Source organism: Pseudoxanthomonas beigongshangi, from assembly GCF_016820515.1.
GTDB lineage: Bacteria > Pseudomonadota > Gammaproteobacteria > Xanthomonadales > Xanthomonadaceae > Pseudoxanthomonas_A > Pseudoxanthomonas_A beigongshangi.
The window spans coordinates 253744-273013 of the sequence record NZ_JADHDV010000001.1 but is presented as its reverse complement, the minus strand read 5'-3'; the positions used below and the strand labels follow the sequence as shown (position 1 = coordinate 273013).

Sequence of the window (19270 nt, the reverse complement as noted above, 5' to 3'; positions counted from 1 at the left end):
AGTATGCTGGATCCCGTGCCGGGCGCCCGCCCGGGGTGCCATTCAGACTCGCCGCCCTGCCGGAAGCCGCTTTGACCGATCCCACGCCCCGGCCTTCGCCGAACGAAAACCACCTCCTGATCAACGCCTATACGACGCATCCGGAGTCCCCGCTGTTGGCGGTGACGCGCCGGATCGCGGACAGTGGCTGCAATCTGGTCGATGCCCGCCTGTCCACGGTGGGCCGGGACGTGTCGGTGACCGCGCTGGCGACCGGTTCCTGGGACTCGGTGGCCAAGCTGGAGGCGATGATGACCCGGCTGGAGCGCGAGGAAGGCCTGAAGCTGGTCTGGTACCGCACCGGTCCCAAGGTCGTGCAGTCCAACCTGCTGCCGTACATCGTGGAAGTGGTGGCCGCCGACAAGCCGGGCATCCTGTTCCAGCTGGCCGACTTCTTCGACCGCCAGGGCATCACCATCGAGAACCTGCAGAGCACCCGCTACCGCGCCATGCAGACCGGCGCGGAGATGTTCTCGGCGCAGGTGACCATCGGGGTGCCGGCCAACATGCACATCGCCGCGCTGCGCGACGATTTCCTCGAATTCTGCGACCATCTGAACCTGGACGCGATCATGGATCCGATGAAGTTCTGACAATGACGGCGATCAGTATCGGCAAGGCCCTGCCCAAGGCGACCCTCAAGCTGCCGCTGGCGCTGTCCGGCGGCGAAACCGACACCCTCGCCGACCATGCCGGCCAGTGGCTGGTGCTGTATTTCTATCCGAAGGACAGCACGCCCGGCTGCACCACCGAGGGCCTGGATTTCAACGCGCTGCTGCCGAAGTTCAAGAAATTGAATGCCGGCGTGCTCGGCGTGTCGCGCGATTCGGTCAAGTCGCACGACAATTTCTGCACAAAGCAGGGCTTCAAGTTCCCGCTGGTCAGCGATGCCGACGAGAAGCTGTGCCAGGCCTTCGACGTGATCCACGAGAAGAACATGTACGGCCGCAAGGTGCTCGGCGTGGTCCGCAGCACCTTCCTGATTTCACCTGACGGCCGCCTCGCCCAGGAGTGGCGCGGCGTCAAGGTTCCCGGCCATGCCCAGGCCGTGCTGGACGCACTGAAGGCGCTCCAAACCCAGTGATCGAACGGTGCTCCCTTTTCTCCACCATCCCGAGTCGCGGCGGGCGTGGTGGTTCGCTGCTGTGCGCTCTCCGCGGCGCGTGTTCACACATATCATCCTCCATGAGGCTGCCTGAATGACCCGAAGCAAGCGCATCTATGTGCTGGACACCAACGTGCTGATGCACGACCCCACGGCGCTGTTCAAGTTCGAAGAACACGACGTGTTCCTGCCGATGCAGGTGATCGAGGAACTGGACAACGCCAAGAAGGGCACCTCCGAAGTCAGCCGCAACGCCCGCCAGGTCAGCCGTTTCCTCAACGAACTGATCGTGGGCGCCGGCGCCGACCACATCCAGGCCGGCATCACCCTGACCCATCCGCAGGGCCTGCAACTGAAGGCGCGTGGACAGATCGGCAAGCTGTATTTCCAGGTCAAGCCGGTGGATCCCGGCCGCACCTTCGGCACTGTCGCGCCGGACAACAAGATCCTGGCGGCGGTGCTGGAACTGCGCGAGGAGCATCCGGAAGTCCCGGTCATCCTGGTGTCCAAGGACATCAACCTGCGCATCAAGGCCTCGATCAGCGGACTGGCCGCCGAGGACTACGAGAACGATCGCGCGCTCGACGATTTCAGCCTGCTGTACACCGGCGCCACCGAGTTGGGCGAGGATTTCTGGCACAAGCACAACGCCGATCTGCGCAGTTGGAGCGACAAGGGCCGCACCAGTTACGAGATCACCCTGGCCGACGACGAGGATTGGCATCCGAACCAGTACCTGTACCTGCCCGGCGACGACGAAGTCGAGCTGCGGGTGGTCAAGGTCGGCGCGGATCGCAAGGCCACGCTCACCATCGTCGATGATTTCCGCCACGGCCAGCATGCGGTGTGGGGCATCACCGCGCGCAACCGCGAGCAGAACTTCGCGCTCAACGCGCTGATGGATCCGGAGATCGATTTCGTCACCCTGCTCGGCACCGCCGGCACCGGCAAGACCCTGCTGGCGCTGGCCGCCGGCCTGGCCCAGACGATGGACCAGCAGCGCTACCGCGAGATCATCATGACCCGCGCCACCGTCAGCGTCGGCGAGGACATCGGTTTCCTGCCCGGCACCGAGGAGGAAAAGATGACGCCGTGGATGGGCGCGCTGACCGACAACCTGGAAGTGCTGACCCATAACCAGGAAGGCGGCGCCTGGGGCCGCGCGGCAACCAACGACCTGCTCGCCAGCCGGATCAAGATCCGCTCGATGAACTTCATGCGCGGCCGCACCTTCCTGAGCCGCTACCTGATCCTGGACGAAGCCCAGAACCTGACGCCCAAGCAGATGAAGACGCTGATCACCCGCGCCGGTCCGGGCACCAAGATCGTCTGCCTGGGCAACGTCGAGCAGATCGACACGCCCTACCTGACCGAAACCACTTCCGGCCTCACCTACGCGGTGGATCGGTTCAAGGGCTGGGCGCACAGCGCGCACATCACCCTGCGCCGCGGCGAGCGTTCGCGGCTGGCGGACTACGCTTCGGAAGTGCTGTAAGGCGCACGCCGGTGGCGATGCCGGTTCGCGCCGGCATCGCCACCGCGCATCCGCGGCAAGGCGGATACGGGGCTGATCGCATAGACTCGTCCGCTGGTTCGGCGAATCCATCCTGCACATGGGCATGCAACTTCCGCGCTGGGTCTGGATCGGCGCGATTGCGCTGGCTTGCGTGGCCGGCATGGTCAATGTCATCGGCTTCCTGGGCTTCGAGCACCAGGCGATCAGCCATCTCACCGGCACCACCAGCCTGCTCGGCGCGGCGCTGGCGGCCGGCGACGGCCGTTCCATCGCGCACCTGTGGGGCGTGCTGATCGCCTTCTGCCTCGGCGCGACCCTGAGCGGGCTGATCATCCAGGACCAGACCCTGCAGCTCGGGCGCCGCTACGGCGTGGTGCTGACGGTGGAAGCGCTGCTGCTGGCGGCGTCGGTGCCGCTGTTCCAGCGGGAACAGATCTGGGGCGGGCTGCTGGCGGCCACCGCGTGCGGCCTGCAGAACGCGATGGTCACCACCTACAGCGGCGCGCTGGTGCGCACCACCCATCTCAGCGGCATGTTCACCGACCTGGGCATCGGCCTGGGCCACCTGATCCGCGGACGTCCGCTGCCGATGCGCCGGCTCACCCTGAGCGGCCTGATCATCAGCGGTTTCCTGGCCGGCGGCGTGATCGGCGCCTGGCTGTTCCGGCGCTGGAGCTATGAAGCGTTGTTCGCGCCGGCCCTGCTGACCGGCATGACCGGACTGGGCTACGTGATCTACCGGCACTGGCGCGTGCACCGGTCCGCGCGCGGCTAGCGTCGGCCGCCGCGGCGCGGACGGATGGCACAATGTCGGCCATGACGCATCCATCCGTGGTTTCCGCCCTCACCATCGCCGGTTCCGACTCCGGTGGCGGCGCCGGCATCCAGGCCGATCTCAAGACCTTCGCCGCGCATGGCGTGCATGGCCTGTCGGCCATCGCCGCATTGACCGCCCAGCACACCCGCGGCGTGACCGCAGTGAACGTGCCGCCGATGGATTTCCTGCGCGCGCAGCTGGACGCCAGCTTCGACGATTTCGACGTGCGCGTGGCCAAGCTGGGCATGCTCGCCACCGCCGAGGTGATCGAAACCGTCGCCGGGGTACTGCGCGCGCGCGCGCCGGCGCACGTGGTGGTGGATCCGGTGATGGTCGCCACCAGCGGCGCCAAGCTGCTGGAGGACAGCGCCCTGCAGGCATTGCGCGGACACCTGCTGCCGCTGGCCAGCGTGGTCACGCCGAACCTGCCGGAAGCCGAGCTGCTGCTCGGTGGCCGCGGGATCACCAGCCTGGACGACATGCATGCCGCCGCGCTCGCCCTGCGCGAGCTGGGCGCGAAGGCGGTGTTCCTGAAAGGCGGACACCTGCCGGACGCGGACGACGTCACCGATCTGTTCGCCGACGCCTCCGGCGTGCGCGGCATTTCCCATCCGCGCCTGGCGCTGGAAGCGCACGGCACCGGCTGCACCCTGGCCTCGGCGATCGCCGCCAACCTGTGCCGCGGCATGGCGCTGGCCGACGCCTGCTTCGCCGCCTCCGATTACGTGCATGCCGCACTGAAGCAGGGCTATCGCCCCGGCCGCAGCGCGGTCGTCGTCCTGGATCATTTCGGAGCCTCGCCTTGCCGATGAACACCGACGCCCGCGAACTGCCGGCGGCCAGCGCCGATGGCCATGCCTGGACACTGGCCGCGCGCGTGCCGGAACAACCACGCGCGCACCTGCTCTGGTTGCCGGCGCTCGGCGTCGCCGCCCGCCACTACCTGCCCTTCGCCGAAGCGCTGGCCGCGCGCGGCGTCGCGGTGTATCTGCACGAATGGCGCGGCAACGGCGGCAGCAACCTGCGCCCGGATCGCCGGCACGACTGGGGCTACCGCGAACTGCTCACCGAGGACCTGCCGGCCAGTCACGCGCGGGTGCGTGCGCAGGCCGCCGGCACCCCCAGCTTCATCGGCGGGCACAGCCTGGGCGGGCAACTGGCCGCCTGCTACCTGGGGCTGCATCCGCAGGCGTTCGAGCGGCTGTGGCTGGTCGCCAGCGGCACCCCGTACTGGAAAACCTTCGCCCCGCCGCGTGGCTGGCTGCTCCCCTGGTTCTACCAGTTCGCGATCTGGCTGGCGCGTCGACGCGGCACCTTTCCCGGCCGGCAGTTGGGCTTCGGCGGCGAGGAGGCGCGCGGCCTGATCGGCGACTGGGCCACGGTGGGCCTGAGCGGCCACTATGCCGCCGTAGGGCTGGATGCGGATCTGGACGCGGCCATGGCCGGCGCGGCGCCGGCGATCCGCGGCGTGCTGTTCAATCGCGATTGGCTGGCGCCGCCTGCTTCGCTGGCCGGGCTGCTGGCGAAATTCCCGCGCGCACGCAAGCACGTGTTGCGGCTGGACGCCCGCGCGCTGGGCACCCGCGCCGACCATTTCGCCTGGATGAAACAACCCGACGCCGTCGCCGCCGCGCTGTGCGGAACGGACGACGCGGACTGAGGCTCAGCCGACCACGATGCAGTCGCGGCCCTTGCGCTTGGCCTGGTAGAGGCCGCGATCGGCGGCGTCGATCCAGTCGCTCACTGTAGCCATCGACGGACTGATCTCCGCCAGGCCGATGCTGACCGTGCAGCGCAGGCCGTCACGGGTGAACGCGTAGGCCGCCACCTGCCGGCGCAGGCGTTCGGCCGCGACGATCGCGTCCTCCCACTGGGTCTCCGGCATGACGATGCCGAATTCATCGCCGCCGTAGCGTCCGCCGGTGTCGGCATCGCGCAGGCAGGCCTTCATCAGGCGCGCGAATTCCTCCACCACGCCATCGCCGATGGTGTGCCCGCGGGTATCGTTGATCTGCTTGAAATGGTCGATGTCGATCAGCACCAGCACCGCCGGCCGGCGCGCGCGCTGGTAGCGGTTGAGTTCCACCGACACCGCGTACAGCCACTGCTGCCGGTTCATCAGGCCGGTGGCGGCGTCGAAGCGCGCCATCTTCTCCAGCAGATCCTTGTGCTGCTGCGCCTTGCGCGAGATGGCATGGGTGGCGAAGCCGATCGCCATCGGATAGATCGCCAGGAACGGCAGGCAGGCCAGCACCACTGGATAGCTGGTCCGCGGTTCGAAGGCGAATCCCCAGGCCGCGCTCGCCGCCAGGCAGGTCAGCACCATCGCCCCGAGCGTGCGGGCGCCGAAGCGCGGACCGCCGATGATGACCTTGTCCATCGTGAGCATCACCGCCAGCAGCGCGCTGGGCAGCGCATCGAAGCGCATCGCGGCGACCCAGAAGCCGCCCATCGCGGCGTCGAAGGTCAGGTTGCGGTATTCGTCGTTGATCGGGTCAGCGCTGCGGCGGACGCGCCAATAGGCCAGGTGCGGCCAGACCAGGCCATTGAACAGCAGCAGCAGCCAAAGGCCGGGACCGTCGCCGTGCTCGTGCAGGACCGCGCCGACGCAAAGGGTGCCCAGCCCCAGTCCCAGCACCCGCATCCGATAAGTACGGAAGCCGAAGCGGCTGCGGGTCTGCTCGTCGATGCGGTTCGCGCGTTCCAGTGGCAAGACAAGCGGTCGGTGGCTCCGTCCGGCGGATTCTCCGCGAACGGGCCGGCAGCGTCCAGCGGCGAAGGCATGCGCCGGCGCCGTGCGCCCGCGTAGGTCGGGTCAGGCCGCCTCGTATCCGCGCGGATTCATCGACTGCCAGCGCCAGGCGTCTTCGCACATGGCGTCGACATCCAGGCCCGCGCGCCAGCCCAGCATCGCCTGCGCGCGCGATGGATCCGCGTAGACTTCGGCCACATCGCCGGTGCGGCGGCCAACGATCTCGTAAGGGATTTCCCGCCCCGAGGCCCGTGCGAAGGCCCGAACCAGTTCCAGCACGCTGACACCCTGCCCGGTTCCCAGGTTGACGGTCAGGTTGCCGCCCGCATGCGCGGGCGCGGCCAGCGCGTCGGCGTGGGCGCGCGCCAGATCGGTCACGTGGATGTAGTCGCGCACGCCGGTGCCGTCGCGGGTGGGGTAATCCCCGCCGAAGATGTGCAGGCGTTCGCGCCGGCCCACCGCCACCTGGCAGATATAGGGCATCAGGTTGTTGGGGATGCCGGCGGGATCCTCTCCGATCAATCCGGATACGTGCGCGCCCACCGGGTTGAAGTAGCGCAGGTTGACGACATGGAAATCCGGATCCGCGCGGCACAGATCGCCGATCAGCTCTTCCATCACCAGCTTGGTGCGGCCGTAGGGATTGGTGACCCGCAGGGGCGCCTCTTCATGGATGGGGACCTGTTCCGGATCGCCGTAGACCGTGGCCGAGGAGCTGAACACCAGGCGGCGCACGCCGGACGCGCGCATGGCCTGCAGCAGGTGGATGGTGCCGCCGATGTTGTTCTCGAAGTAGTCCAGGGGGCGCTGGCAGGATTCGCCGACCGATTTCAGCGCGGCGAAATGGACCACGGCGTCGTAGGCGTGCGCGTCGAACAGCGCGTGGATGGCGGCCCGGTCGCGCAGATCGAGGGTATGGCAGACCGGCACCTGGCCGGTGATCCTTTCCAGCCGGCCCAGCACCCGCGGTGAGCTGTTTGAGAAGTTGTCGGCGATGTGCACGTGGTGACCGCGCGCGGCCAGTTCCACATAGGTGTGCGCACCGATGTAGCCGGCACCGCCACAGAGCAGGATACGCATTCCCCGGTCCCGTCGATTCGTCCCATGGCCCGGCCCGGGATGGGCCGTGCTCCATTCCCGTGATACGCGAGGACCGCGCCGGACAGGCCAACCCCGCGTCCGGGCCCCGGCGTGTCCTCTCCGCGATGGTTTGCGCGTTTCCCGGCGTACACACCCGCTAGACTTCAGCGGTCGCATGTCCACCACAGGGGAACGACGTTTGATGAATGCCTCACTGCCCGCGCTCGACCAGGTCAAGATCGCCGTGATCGGCCTTGGCTACGTCGGCCTCCCGCTCGCCACGGCCTTCGGGCGCCGCTTCCCCACGCTGGGGTTCGACATCAACGGCAAGCGCGTGCAGGAACTGCGCCGCCACCACGACCACACCCTGGAAGTCTCCGAGGCCGAGCTCAAGGCCGCCAGCCTGCTGGATTTCAGCGATGATCCGGAAGCGCTCAAGGGCTGCAATGTGTTCATCGTGACCGTGCCCACCCCCATCGACGAGTACAAGCGCCCGGACCTGCGCCCGCTGGAATCGGCCAGCCGCACCGTCGGCCGCGCGATCGGTCCCGGCGGCGTGGCCATCTACGAGTCCACCGTCTACCCCGGCGCGACCGAGGAAGTCTGCGTGCCGATCATCGCGCGCGAGTCCGGACTGGTGTTCAACGACGACTTCTACGCCGGCTACAGCCCCGAGCGGATCAATCCCGGCGACAAGCAGCACCGCCTGGAAACCATCACCAAGGTGACCTCAGGTTCCACCCCGGAGGTGGCCGATTTCGTCGATGCGCTGTACGGCGCGATCGTCACCGCCGGCACCCACAAGGCCTCCAGCATCCGCGTGGCCGAGGCGGCCAAGGTCATCGAGAACACCCAGCGCGACGTCAACATCGCCCTGATCAACGAACTGGCGCTGATCTTCCATCGCCTGGGCATCGACACCCACGAGGTGCTGGAAGCCGCCGGCACCAAGTGGAACTTCCTGCCGTTCCGCCCCGGCCTGGTCGGCGGCCACTGCATCGGCGTGGATCCCTATTACCTGACCCACAAGGCCCAGCAGATCGGCTACCACCCGGACGTGATCCTGGCCGGCCGCCGGATCAACGATGGCATGGGCGGGCACGTGGCCCAGCGCGTGGCCAAGCTGATGGGCCAGCGCGGCCTGCAGACCACCCGCTCCAACGTGCTGATCCTGGGCCTGGCGTTCAAGGAAAACTGCCCCGACCTGCGCAATACCCGGGTGGTGGACATCGTCGCCGAACTGCGCAGCTACAACGCCAACGTGCACATCCATGACCCGTGGGTGAGCGCGACCGAGGCGCGCGAGGAATACGGGCTGGAACTGGTTGCCGAACCCCAGCCGGGTGCGTACGACGCGGTGATCCTGGCGGTCTCGCACCGCGAGTTCATTGCCCTGGGCGTGGACGGCATCCGCGGCTTCGGCAAGCCCGGCGCGGTATTATTCGACGTCAAGCGCGCCCTGCCGCGCGCGGCGGTCGACGACAGCCTCTAGACACGGCTCCGCCTACCGTCGGACTCCCCATCCGAACCGTCCAAGGGCTTTCATGCGCGTACTGGTCACCGGCGCCGCCGGCTTCATCGGCTATCACCTGAGCGAGCGCCTGCTGGCGCGCGGCGACGAGGTGCTCGGCTATGACAACCTCAACCCGTATTACGACCCGCGGCTGAAGCAGGCCCGTCTGGACCGCCTGCTGCCGCGGCCGGGCTTCCGGTTCGTGAACGCCGCGCTGGAGGATCGCACCGCGCTGGAGCAGGCCTTCGACGGGTTCCGCCCGCAGCGGGTGGTCAACCTGGCCGCGCAGGCCGGCGTGCGCTATTCGCTGGAGAACCCTCAGGCGTATATCGACAGCAACATCGTCGGCTTCACCAATATCCTGGAAGCCTGCCGCCATCGCCGGGTCGAGCACCTGGTGTACGCGTCCTCCAGTTCGGTCTACGGCGCCAACCGCAAGCTGCCGTTCGCGGTCGAGGACAGCGTCGACCATCCGGTCAGCCTGTACGCGGCCAGCAAGAAGGCCAATGAACTGATGGCGCACACCTACAGCCACCTGTTCGACCTGCCCACCACCGGCCTGCGCTTCTTCACCGTCTACGGTCCGTGGGGCCGGCCGGACATGGCGCTGTTCCTGTTCACCCGCAGGATCCTCGCCGGTGAACCGATCGACGTGTTCAACCACGGCCGCCACACCCGCGACTTCACCTACATCGACGACATCGTCGAGGGCGTGATCCGCACCCTGGACCGGGTGCCCGGGCCGGACCCGGACTATGACCCGCTGGCGCCCAGCCCGGCCACCTCCAGCGCGCCGTACCGCGTGTACAACATCGGCAACCACCAGCCGGTGGAACTGCTGCGCTACATCGAGGTGCTGGAGGATTGCCTGGGCCGCAAGGCCGAGCGCAACCTGCTGCCGCTGCAGCCGGGCGACGTGCCGGACACCTATGCCGACGTCGCCGCGCTGAGCCGGGACACCGGCTACGCGCCGTCCACGCCGATCGAGACCGGCGTGCGCCGTTTCGTCGACTGGTACCGGGATTTCTACCGGGTCTGACCCCTTCCGCTTGGCCGGTTTCGGCCGTCCGCCGCGTTTTCCCGGGTAATCCACACCACAGGGGAAACTTCCGATGAGACGCGCCCTTGCCGGCCTTGCCGCCGCAGGTCTTTCGCTACTGCTCGCCGCGTGCGCCACCACCTCGGGCAGCGACGCGCCGCCGCCGGTCGCCACCACCACGATGGCCACCGACGCCTACCACATCGGCGTGGACGACATCGTCCAGGTCTCGGTGTGGCGCAATCCGGAACTCGGCATCACCGTGCCGGTCCGCCCGGACGGCATGATCTCCGTGCCGCTGGTGGGCGATGTCTCCGCCGGTGGCCGCACCCCGCAGGAAGTCGCCAAGGACATCCAGGACAAACTGGCCGCGTTCGTGCGCGATCCGCAGGTGGCGGTGATCCTCACCGACCTGCGCAGCCATGAGTACCTGTCGCGCGTGCGCGTGACCGGTGCCGTGCGCCAGCCGGTGTCGCTGCCCTACCGTCCCGGCATGACCGTGCTCGACGCCGTGCTGGCCGCCGGCGGCATCACCGAGTTCGCCGCGCCGGATCGGTCCGACCTGCATCGCAAGAGCGCGGAGGAAACCCGCACCTACGCCGTGCGGCTGGACCGCATCCTCAACCGGGGTGACCTGAGCACCAACTACCCGGTCTCCCCCGGCGACGTGATCACCGTGCCCGAGCGGACGTTCTGATGAGCAACAATCCCCTTCCCGTCGCCCGCCGCGCGATCACCGCGCCGCAGGCCGCCGCGACCACGCTGACCCCGAACGAACTGGTGCCGATCCTGCTGGAGGAAGCCAAGCGCAACCGCCTGGCGATGGCCGCGATCTTCGCCGCGATCGCGCTGCTGACGCTGGTCGTGGGGCTGCTGGTGCTGCCCAAGAACTACACCGCCGCCACCACCATCCTGGCCCAGGAAAGCGACATCATCCAGCCGCTGCTGGAAGGCCGCGCGGTGGCCACCCAGGTGGTGGACCGTGCCGGCATCGCCCGCCAGGTCATCTACAGCCGCAAGGTGCTGGAAGAAGCGATGAAGGCCGGCGGCTGGCTGGAAAGCAAGCCTTCCCCGGTGGAACAGGATCGGTTGCTGGAACAGCTCAAGGGCCGCATCGCGATCACCAGCCCGCGCCCGAACCTGGTCCAGATCGCGTACCGCGACACCGACGCCAAGCGCACCTACGACGTCACCGAGCGGCTGGGCGCGCTGTTCATCCAGGAAAGCCTGGCCGCCAAGGAACGCGAGAGCCGCGAGGCCTACGAGTTCATCGACAGCCAGGTCACCGACTACCACGCCAAGCTGATGGAAGCGGAGAACAAGCTGCGCGACTACCGTTCGGCCAACGCCGACGCCCAGCCCGGCAGCGCCACCGACGCCAACACCCGCATCAGCGCCCTGCGCACCCAGGTGGAACAGACCCGGATGTCGCTGCTGGAACAGCGTTCGCGCGAAGGCGCGATCGCCTCCCAGCTGTCGGGCGAATCGGCGGTGACCGCGGTGGCCACCCGCGAAAGCCTGTACCGCGCGCAGCTGCTGGAACTGCAGGGCCAGCTGGATCGGCTGCTGCTCAACTACACCGAACAGCACCCGGACGTGGTCCGCATCCGCCACCAGATGGCGGACCTGCAGCAGGCCATGACCAACGAACAGCAGCGCCGCGCGCAGGCGCCGCAGGGCAACAGCCCGTTCGACGACACCCAGATGAACCCGCTGTACCAGGAACTGCGCAGCCAGCAGGCGCAGACCCGGCGCGAAGTCGCCGCGACCCAGTCGCGGATGTCGATCGCCGAGTCGATGCTCAACGATGAGCTCAACCGCAGCCGCCGCATCGCCGAGTCGGAAAGCGCGCTGGCCGAACTGACCCGCGACTACGAAGTCAACCGCGACATCTACCAGGATCTGCTGCGCCGGCGCGAGAACGCCCGCGTGTCGATGGAGCTGGATCGCGAGAAGCGCGGCCTGACCCTGCGCGTGCAGGATCCGGCGACGATGCCGCTGCGCCCGACCGGCCTGCGCTTCCTGCACTTCGCCATCGCCGGCCTGTTGGTGGCGGTCGCGCTGCCGATCGGCCTGCTGTTCTTGCGCGCCCGCTTCGACCCGCGCATCCGCTCGGCCCGCCAGCTGCAGAAGGCCACCGGCCTGGTGCTGCTGACCTCGGTGCCGGCCTACGCCTCGCCGCACGATCGCCGCCTGCAGCTCAAGCGCAACGCGCTGAGCATCGGCATGCTCGTCGTCGTCGTCCTCGCCTATGCCTTGGCCTTCGGGCTGAAGCAGATGGCCGCAGCCTGAGGACGATGCCATGCAACAAGCCACTCTGGAACCGCTCGTGACCCCGGACAACGAACGTTCGCAAGGCGTGCCCAACCGCGCCGACACCGCCCGCTCCCTGGCCCTCATGGATGAACCCAAGGCGCTGACGCCGCGCGAGCTCGAGGAGCGCCGGGTCATCCACCGCAACGATTCGGTACGCGAACAGGCCGACGCCTTCCGCGAGCTGCGCACGCGCCTGCTGGCGCTGGGCGGCGAGCGCAATTTCGTCACCCTGGTCGCGCCGGTCACCCACGGCTGCGGCGGCAGTTTCGTCGCCCGCAACCTGGCGGCCGCGTTCGCCTTCGACGACAGCAAGTCGGCGCTGCTGGTGGATTGCGACGCACTGCATCCCACCCAGCACACCGCGTTGCGCATCGACGCCGGCCACGGGGGGTTGATGGACTACCTGGAGGACAGCGAGGGCGACCTGGCGCGGATCATCTACCGCACCGGCGTGCCGCGGCTGCGCCTTATTCCCAGCGGTCCGCAGCGCGAGACCAGCGGCGAGGCCTACAGCTCGTTCAAGATGCGGGCGATGGTCGATTCGCTGCGCAGCCGTTATCCCGATCGCTACCTGATCCTCGACAGCCCCTCGGTGCTGGGTTCGCCGGACGCGCGCATCCTGTCCGAACTGGCGGATCTGGTCGTGCTGGTGGCCGGCTACGGCAAGGCGACCCCGGAAAACATCGAGAAGGCCGTCGCCAGCTTCCCGCACGAGAAGGTCGCCGGCGTGGTCTTCAACCAGATTCCCTGATACGCAAGGAGCAGGCGCATGCCGATGAAGTATGTGGGAGCCTCGGTCATCACCGCCGCCACGCTCGCCGGGATCCCGGCCGACGCCTGGGCCGCCCGGGTCGACTACACCGTCGACCTGGGCGTGGAGGACAACGACAACGTCACCCTCGCGCCCTTCGATCCGATCCAGCAGCGCTACCTGCGCGCGGGCCTGGGATTCACCGTCACCGAGAACCTGTCGGCGCTGCAGCTGAGCCTGGGTGGACGGGTGGAATACCGGGACTACGAGGACGACGTGTTCGACGACACCGTCGACGGCACCCTCAGCGGACGGATGAACTGGATCGCCATTCCCGAGCGCCTGTTCTTCACCGTCGAGGACAACCTGTCGGTGCAGCCGGTCAATGCGCTGGCGCCGGATGCACCCGGCAACCGCCAGCAGGTCAACGTGTTCTCGCTCGGCCCGACCCTGCTGTTCAACTGGAGTTCCGCGCTGCGCGGCCAGGCCGAGCTGCGCTACGTCAACAGCGATGCCGAGATCACCGACGAATTCAACTCGCAGCGCGTCGCCGCCGCGTTGCGCGCGATCAAGGAATTCTCGGCGACCAGCCGGATGTCGGCGAACTTCCAGGCACAGCGGGTGGATTTCGACAATGATGTCGTCGCCCGTGACTACAACCGCTACGACCTGTTCGCCCGCTACTCGCGCACGCTCGCGCATTTCGAGCTGGGCGCCGACCTGGGCTATTCGCGCATCGACTACCGCCAGGGCGAAAGCCGTTCGGATCCGTTGATCCGACTGGACGCCGAGTGGAACCCGACCTCGCGCAGCCAGTTCACCGCCGCCATCGCCAGCCAGTTCTCGGATACCGCCACGGACGCACTGCGCGGCATCGATACCGACGCACCGGCCACCGTGCCCGAACACGTGCTGACCGGCGACGCCATCGTCAACGCGTCGCCTTACGAGGTGCGCAGCCTGGACCTGGGCTACCAGTTCACCAGCACCCGCACCAACTTCTCGATTTCGCCCTACGTGCAGAAGCGCAACTACGTGGATTCGGACGAGTTCGACCAGAAGAACCGCGGCGCGCGCTTCGACCTGCACTGGCTGGTGCGGCAGTCGTTGACCCTGGGCACCTACGCGACCCACGAGAAGCTCGAATACACCGTGCTCAATCGCGAGGACAAGACCACCCGCCTGGGCGCGACCCTGCGCTACGAATGGTCGCGGCACTGGAGCCTGGGCCTGCTGTGGGAGCGCTACAAGCGCGAAAGCACCGATCTGGGCCAGGACGTCTCGCAGAACATCGTCTATCTGAGCGTGTCCTACACCAACCGCTGAGGCCGCCATCATGCGCACGCGCCCCTCGCCTTCCCCGTCGCCCGCTTCGCGCATGAAGAGCCATGGCTGGCCCAGCGTGTTCCTGCTGGCGCTGGCCCTGCTGGCCGCGGCGATGGGCCAGTGCAGCGAAACCGGCGCCGGCCTGCCGGAACAGAAGGCCGCCACGCCGCCGCCTCCACCGGCCGAGGCGCCATCACCGGCGGCACCCGCGATGGCGGCGGCGACCGGCAAGGATGCGCTGAACCTCGAACTTTCACGGGTGGACCGGCGTTCGTCGGCCTACTCGCGCTTCCGCGGCTGGGTCGACAGCGCGGTGGCCGGCAGCCCCGGCTACGCATTCGCCGCCGGCGACGCGGCGCTGATGTTCCTGCTCAGCGATGGCGCCAAGTATTGCGACCTGGCCGTGCGCATGGTCGAGCAGCAGGTATCCGAAGCCGAGGCGACGATCGCCTCCGGCGGCCGTCCGGCGATCTCCGGCGACTCCTACCTGGAAGTCGGCCCGCACCTGGCCGACCTGGCGATGACCCTGCACAGTTGCCCGGCGGACATCGACGCCGCGCGGCGCAAGCGCTGGTCCGACTATGCCGAGCAGGCGGTGTGGAATGTCTGGCATCCGGCGCAGGCGCAGTGGGGCGGCAAGGCGCATCCGTGGAGCGGCTGGTCGATCGACAATCCCGGCAACAACTACTACTACAGTTTCCTGGAAGCGACCATGTACTGGGCGCTGGTCAGCGGCAATCCGACCTGGATGAAGGAACTGCGCGAGCGCCGCCTGCCGCCGCTGCAGGCGTACTTCGCCGGCCTGCCCGGCGGCGGCAGCCGCGAAGGAACCGGTTACGGCGCGGCGCAGATGCGCCTGTTCGGCCTGTACCGGCTGTGGCGCGACAGCACCGGCGAGGATCTGGCCAATGCCAATCCGCACGCGCACGACAGCATCGCCTACTGGGTGCATGCGACCGTACCGACGATGGATCGCTTCGCGCCGATCGGCGACCAGGCGCGCAACTCGGTTCCGGAACTGTTCGACTACCACCGCCGGCTGGTGCTGGAAGCGCGCCAGCTCACCCAGGAACCGAATGCGCTGGCGATGTCGTCCTGGTGGCTGGGCCACATCTCGGTGCCGCGGATGAGCCAGGGCTTCAACAGCCGCTACGATCTGCTGCCCGCCGGCGAAGGCGGTGCGGCGCCGACCGATCTGATCTACCTGGCCGAGGGCGCGGGCCATCTGTTCGCCCGCACCGGCTGGGACAAGGACGCGATGTGGCTGTCGTTCGTCGCCGGTCCCTACAACGAGAGCCATGCGCACCAGGACCAGGGTTCGTTCACCCTGTTCGCACGCGACTGGCTGGCGGTGAGCGAGAACGTCTGGAGCCACAGCGGCATCCAGCAGGGCACGCCGGTCCACAACGTGGTCCGCTTCGAACGCAGCAACCCCGACGCCCAGCAGTGCGCCGCGCCGCGCGGCGACGTGGTCGTCCACCAGTGCGAATCACCGCAGTCACGCTCCAAACTCAGCCTGACCCGCAATCCGGATGGCGGACTGACCGCGACCGCCGACCTGACCCCCGTCTACCGCGGCAATCCCGCGCTGGACAGCTGGCAGCGACGCATCGATTTCGGCGGCCGCAAGCTGCTGGTGCGCGACACCTTCAAGCTCGGCGCGGGCACGCGCGCGATCTTCCAGGTCAACGTGCCGGAGAAGCCACGCATCCAGGGCAACGAGGCGCAGGCCGGGCGGCTGAAGATCCGGGTGCTGGAACCGGCCGGCGCCACCCTGCGCGCGCACGACTGGAGCAGCGTGGACGCGCAGGAGTTCCGCAGCGGCTGGCGGCTGGACGTGGAAGGCGGTCAGGCTGGCTATCTGGTCGAACTCAGTGAACAATGATGCTTCCGTCACAGTTCCACTCCGGTGACGCCGCTGTTCGGGTCTTGTCATCGTCACGACTTCCCCACCAAACGATCTAAAACCTGAACAAGCAGGTGCCGCAGGGGCCGCTATCGGCGGTCGAGTCCGTTATGCGGCTATGATGCGCTCGCCGTTGCGCGGGTCGATGTGGCTAGGGGGAGCCGCAGCGGGCGATCATCCACAGGTCGTGTCTTTCCTTTCTGCGCGCGGTTTCCTTGCCAGGAGATCCCCTTGTCGCGCATCCCGTTTTCCGGTGTCCCCCGCCCGCCGCGGTCCGCCCGCTGGCGCCGTTTCGCCCTTTCTTTCTTCATTGCCCTGCCCCTGTTGGCGGGACTCGGCGTGGCCAGCGCCGCGGGTCTGCTGGGCCAGCGCGCCCAATGGACCACGGTTCGCGTCTGGCACGATGTGCGTGCCGCCGCCGCCCAGATCGGGACGTTCGCGCGTACCCCGTTCGTGCGTCTCGGCGTCCGCAAGCCGGCCGCCGGCGAAACACCGGTCATTCCTCCCTCCGTGCAGGTGCCGGTCACCGGCGGCGCGAGCGCGCAGAACTCTTCGCAGCCCCGCCTGGTCGCCCTGCCCTCCGCGCGCCTGTACGTAAACCGCAGTTCCGCCGCCTATACCCGCTTCAAGAACTGGGTCGATGCGGCCGTCGGCAACGGCGGCACGGGTTACGGGTTCACCGCCAGCGAGGCGGCGATGATGTACCAGCTGTCGCCGGAAACCCGGTACTGCACGCTGGCCATCAACATCACCGAACGCCAGGTGACGGAGGCGGAAGCCGCCATCGCCGCTGGCGGCCGCCCCGCGGTCTCCAACGACTCCTATCTGGAAGTCGGCACCATGATCGCCGACGTGGCGACCACGTTGGACACCTGCGGAAGCTTCCTCACCGCCAGCCAGCGCAGCCGTTGGTCCGCCTACGCCGAGCAGGCCGTCTGGAACATCTGGAACTACAACAGCGCGCAATGGGGCGGGCGTTCGTTCCCGTGGTCGGGCTGGTCCACCAGCAACCCGGGCAACAACTATTACTACAGCTTCCTGGAAGCGACCATGTACTGGGCGCTGGCCAGCAAGAGCAGCACCTGGAAGAACTTCCTGCAGACCAACAAGCTGCCCGCGCTGCGCGAGTACTTTGCCCGCCTGCCCGGCGGCGGCAGCAGCGAAGGCACCGGCTACGGCACCTCGCACATGCGTTTGTTCTCGCTGTACCGGCTGTGGCGCGACGCGACGGGCACGGATCTCGCGTCGGCCAGCCCGCACGCGACCGACAGCATCTACTACTGGGCACATGCCACCGTACCGACGATGGATCGCTTCGCCCCGATCGGCGACCAGGCGCGCAACTCGGTTCCGGAGCTGTACGACTACCATCGCCGGCTCGTGCTGGAAGCACGCCAACTCGCCACCACCGCCGAGGCAAGCAATGTCGCCACCTGGTGGCTGCGCAACATTTCAGTGGCGCAGATGACCTCGGGTTTCAACTATCGCTACGACCTGTTGCCCGCGGGCTCCACTCCGGTCCAACCCAGCACGCTGGTCTATCACGCCAGAGGCGTGGGCCATCTGTTCGCCCGCACCGGCTGGGATCGCAGCGCGATGTGGGTGGCGATCGTCGCCGGCCCGTACAACGAGAGCCATGCGCACCAGGACCAGGGATCGTTCACCCTGTTCGCCGGTGACTGGCTGGCGGTGACCGCCAATATCTGGAGCCATAGCGGCATCAACCAGGGAACCGATGTCCACAACATCGTGCGGTTCGCCCGCAACGGCACGGTGGTCCGCCAGTGCGAGTCGACGACCCGCGCATCCACCCTCAGCGTCAGCCCGGGTTCCGGCGGTTCGTTCACCGCCAATGCCAACCTGACCCCGGCCTTCTGCGACAACACCGCGGTGACCTCCTGGCAGCGCCAGTTCACCTTCGCCAACCGGCGCCTGACCGTGCGCGATCAGTTCGCCGTCACCAGCGGCACCACCGCGACCTTCCAGGTCAACGTACCGGTGGCGCCGACCCTGGTGAACAGCCGCGAAGCGGTCGCCGGACGCCTGCGGGTGCGGGTGCTCGAGCCGGCCAACGCCACCATCAACAGCAATTTCAGCTCGGGCAAGTACGTCGAGGACGGCGCGCGCTATCGCATCGACGTGACCGGCGGCACCAGCGGTTACGTGGTGGAGCTGAGCGAGATCTGATCCAGCCTGGCCCGCCTGCGCGACGCTCAGCCGTTGCGCAGGCGGCGACGCAGGTCCAGGAGCGGAGTCGGCACGAAAGTGGCCGACCACAGGCCCAGGCCACGCAGCGACATCCGGCTGGCCAACGCCTGCGACAACATCCTGCGCGCGCCGCGGATGTTGCGCGCGTGCAGCAGGTGCTGGCCGAAGTCGGTGCGGATGGCCCGCAGCTTGGCGTCCACCCGCGCCTGCGGCACGCCCAGCGTCCTGCCCAGGGTCACGGCGTTGTGCAGTTCCGCTCGTGCGCAGCGTTCGATGCGGCTGGTGATGCTGCCGGCGGCCGGGGTGTAGCGCCCGATCAGTTCGCCGCATGCCAGCACCCGCCAGCCGGCGTGGGCGATGCGCAGCCAAAGGTGGTAATCCTCGGCGCCCACGAGTTCCGGCGATTCGTCGAAACCGCCCAGCGCCTCGAAGGCCTGCCGGCGCACCACCGTCATCGAGGTACAGACCCGGTTGCACTCCCACAGGGCGTCGAAATCCAGTTCCGGCGGCAGCGCCGCCGCGCGCGCGCGACCATGCAGCAGGCCGGCGCGCGGATCGCGCCCCAGTTCCAGTTGCCGTTCAAGCTTGTGCGGCAACCAGCTGTCGTCGGCGTCGAGGAACGCGATCCATTCGCCGGCACAGGCGCGCGCGCCGGCGTTGCGGGCGGCGGCGGGACCCGCGTTGGCCTGGCGCAGCAGGCGCACCCGCCCGCCGTAGCCGGCCAGCACCTCGGCCAGCCGGTCGCCGTCGGCGGAGCCATCGTCCACCACGATCACCTGGCGGGCAGGCACGGTCTGGGCGAACACGCTGTCCAGCGCCACCGCGATGGTCGCGGCGGCGTTGTAGGCGGGAATCACGACGGCATAGGAGTCGGTGGCTTCGGGCGTGGCTGTCATCGTCGG

At 68.2% G+C, this 19270-nt stretch carries 17 protein-coding genes; 14 read left to right on the top strand and 3 right to left on the bottom strand.

All coding sequences use genetic code 11. The features are described from left to right. The first annotated feature begins 71 nt into the window (after positions 1-71). From IQ458_RS01215 to IQ458_RS01190, 6 genes are all read left to right on the top strand, one after another. A complete protein-coding gene (locus IQ458_RS01215) occupies positions 72-632 on the top strand; it encodes a glycine cleavage system transcriptional repressor (RefSeq protein WP_141453362.1) in 561 nt (186 codons plus the stop codon). Positions 633-634: 2 nt separating this feature from the next. Beyond that, on the top strand, positions 635-1123 hold the full coding sequence (locus IQ458_RS01210; protein WP_203321648.1) for a peroxiredoxin: 489 nt from the start codon (positions 635-637) through the stop codon (positions 1121-1123). 115 nt (positions 1124-1238) lie between these two features. After that, positions 1239-2639, top strand: coding sequence for a PhoH family protein (locus tag IQ458_RS01205; protein WP_183642502.1), 1401 nt, complete (start codon positions 1239-1241; stop codon positions 2637-2639). Positions 2640-2757: 118 nt separating this feature from the next. Continuing rightward, entirely contained in the window at positions 2758-3435 is a 678-nt protein-coding gene (locus IQ458_RS01200; protein WP_203321647.1) for a YoaK family protein, read from the top strand. Between the two features lie 41 nt (positions 3436-3476). Continuing rightward, a complete protein-coding gene (thiD, locus tag IQ458_RS01195) occupies positions 3477-4289 on the top strand; it encodes a bifunctional hydroxymethylpyrimidine kinase/phosphomethylpyrimidine kinase (protein ID WP_203321646.1) in 813 nt (270 codons plus the stop codon). Next, positions 4286-5137, top strand: a complete 852-nt coding sequence (locus IQ458_RS01190) for an alpha/beta hydrolase family protein (RefSeq protein WP_203321645.1) — start codon at positions 4286-4288, stop codon at positions 5135-5137. Before thiD ends, IQ458_RS01190 begins: the two co-directional genes overlap by 4 nt. A 3-nt stretch (positions 5138-5140) precedes the next feature. Here the strand turns inward: IQ458_RS01190 and IQ458_RS01185 are convergent, their stop codons facing one another. Together IQ458_RS01185 and galE are read right to left on the bottom strand one after the other, a co-directional pair. Then, entirely contained in the window at positions 5141-6190 is a 1050-nt protein-coding gene (locus IQ458_RS01185) for a diguanylate cyclase (protein WP_183642512.1), read from the bottom strand. Between the two features lie 102 nt (positions 6191-6292). Beyond that, complete coding sequence (galE, locus tag IQ458_RS01180; RefSeq protein ID WP_183642515.1) at positions 6293-7309, bottom strand: UDP-glucose 4-epimerase GalE; 1017 nt, start codon at positions 7307-7309, stop codon at positions 6293-6295. A 202-nt stretch (positions 7310-7511) separates the two neighbouring features. Between galE and tviB the strand changes: the two genes are divergently transcribed. The 8 genes from tviB (at position 7512) to IQ458_RS19820 (ending at position 18347) form a co-directional block, all read left to right on the top strand. After that, positions 7512-8801 (top strand): Vi polysaccharide biosynthesis UDP-N-acetylglucosamine C-6 dehydrogenase TviB, encoded by a 1290-nt coding sequence (tviB, locus tag IQ458_RS01175; RefSeq protein WP_305076301.1) that lies wholly within the window; start codon positions 7512-7514, stop codon positions 8799-8801. Between the two features lie 52 nt (positions 8802-8853). Further along, a complete protein-coding gene (locus IQ458_RS01170; protein ID WP_203321644.1) occupies positions 8854-9861 on the top strand; it encodes an NAD-dependent epimerase in 1008 nt (335 codons plus the stop codon). Positions 9862-9934: 73 nt separating this feature from the next. Further along, positions 9935-10558, top strand: coding sequence for an XrtA/PEP-CTERM system exopolysaccharide export protein (locus IQ458_RS01165; protein ID WP_141453383.1), 624 nt, complete (start codon positions 9935-9937; stop codon positions 10556-10558). After that, positions 10558-12153, top strand: a complete 1596-nt coding sequence (locus IQ458_RS01160) for an XrtA system polysaccharide chain length determinant (RefSeq protein WP_183642521.1) — start codon at positions 10558-10560, stop codon at positions 12151-12153. Before IQ458_RS01165 ends, IQ458_RS01160 begins: the two co-directional genes overlap by 1 nt. Positions 12154-12163: 10 nt before the next feature. Further along, the gene (locus tag IQ458_RS01155; RefSeq protein WP_141453386.1) at positions 12164-12928 is read left to right on the top strand and encodes a P-loop NTPase family protein; all 765 of its coding nucleotides are present in this window, start codon (positions 12164-12166) and stop codon (positions 12926-12928) included. Between the two features lie 18 nt (positions 12929-12946). Continuing rightward, complete coding sequence (locus IQ458_RS01150; RefSeq protein WP_192197596.1) at positions 12947-14254, top strand: porin family protein; 1308 nt, start codon at positions 12947-12949, stop codon at positions 14252-14254. 10 nt (positions 14255-14264) lie between these two features. After that, positions 14265-16139 carry a heparinase II/III family protein gene (locus IQ458_RS01145; protein ID WP_203321643.1) on the top strand — a complete coding sequence of 625 codons (1875 nt, stop codon included), beginning with the start codon at positions 14265-14267 and terminating at the stop codon, positions 16137-16139. Positions 16140-16499: 360 nt separating this feature from the next. Next, positions 16500-18347, top strand: coding sequence for a heparinase II/III family protein (locus IQ458_RS19820; protein WP_183642530.1), 1848 nt, complete (start codon positions 16500-16502; stop codon positions 18345-18347). A 26-nt stretch (positions 18348-18373) separates the two neighbouring features. Here IQ458_RS19820 and IQ458_RS01135 read toward each other — a convergent pair whose 3' ends face one another. Continuing rightward, positions 18374-19264 carry a glycosyltransferase family A protein gene (locus IQ458_RS01135; RefSeq protein WP_183642532.1) on the bottom strand — a complete coding sequence of 297 codons (891 nt, stop codon included), beginning with the start codon at positions 19262-19264 and terminating at the stop codon, positions 18374-18376. Positions 19265-19270 lie beyond the last annotated feature (6 nt).

What these genes read in the sequence shown, in the direction of transcription:
- IQ458_RS01210 (WP_203321648.1), top strand. Translation starts at nt 635, where the DNA reads ATGACGGCGATCAGTATCGGCAAGGCCCTGCCCAAGGCGACCCTCAAG.
- IQ458_RS01205 (WP_183642502.1), top strand. Translation starts at nt 1,239, where the DNA reads ATGACCCGAAGCAAGCGCATCTATGTGCTGGACACCAACGTGCTGATG.
- IQ458_RS01200 (WP_203321647.1), top strand. Translation starts at nt 2,758, where the DNA reads ATGGGCATGCAACTTCCGCGCTGGGTCTGGATCGGCGCGATTGCGCTG.
- thiD (WP_203321646.1), top strand. Translation starts at nt 3,477, where the DNA reads ATGACGCATCCATCCGTGGTTTCCGCCCTCACCATCGCCGGTTCCGAC.
- IQ458_RS01190 (WP_203321645.1), top strand. Translation starts at nt 4,286, where the DNA reads ATGAACACCGACGCCCGCGAACTGCCGGCGGCCAGCGCCGATGGCCAT.
- galE (WP_183642515.1), bottom strand. Translation starts at nt 7,309, where the DNA reads ATGCGTATCCTGCTCTGTGGCGGTGCCGGCTACATCGGTGCGCACACC.
- tviB (WP_305076301.1), top strand. Translation starts at nt 7,512, where the DNA reads ATGAATGCCTCACTGCCCGCGCTCGACCAGGTCAAGATCGCCGTGATC.
- IQ458_RS01170 (WP_203321644.1), top strand. Translation starts at nt 8,854, where the DNA reads ATGCGCGTACTGGTCACCGGCGCCGCCGGCTTCATCGGCTATCACCTG.
- IQ458_RS01165 (WP_141453383.1), top strand. Translation starts at nt 9,935, where the DNA reads ATGAGACGCGCCCTTGCCGGCCTTGCCGCCGCAGGTCTTTCGCTACTG.
- IQ458_RS01160 (WP_183642521.1), top strand. Translation starts at nt 10,558, where the DNA reads ATGAGCAACAATCCCCTTCCCGTCGCCCGCCGCGCGATCACCGCGCCG.
- IQ458_RS01155 (WP_141453386.1), top strand. Translation starts at nt 12,164, where the DNA reads ATGCAACAAGCCACTCTGGAACCGCTCGTGACCCCGGACAACGAACGT.
- IQ458_RS01150 (WP_192197596.1), top strand. Translation starts at nt 12,947, where the DNA reads ATGCCGATGAAGTATGTGGGAGCCTCGGTCATCACCGCCGCCACGCTC.
- IQ458_RS01145 (WP_203321643.1), top strand. Translation starts at nt 14,265, where the DNA reads ATGCGCACGCGCCCCTCGCCTTCCCCGTCGCCCGCTTCGCGCATGAAG.
- IQ458_RS01135 (WP_183642532.1), bottom strand. Translation starts at nt 19,264, where the DNA reads ATGACAGCCACGCCCGAAGCCACCGACTCCTATGCCGTCGTGATTCCC.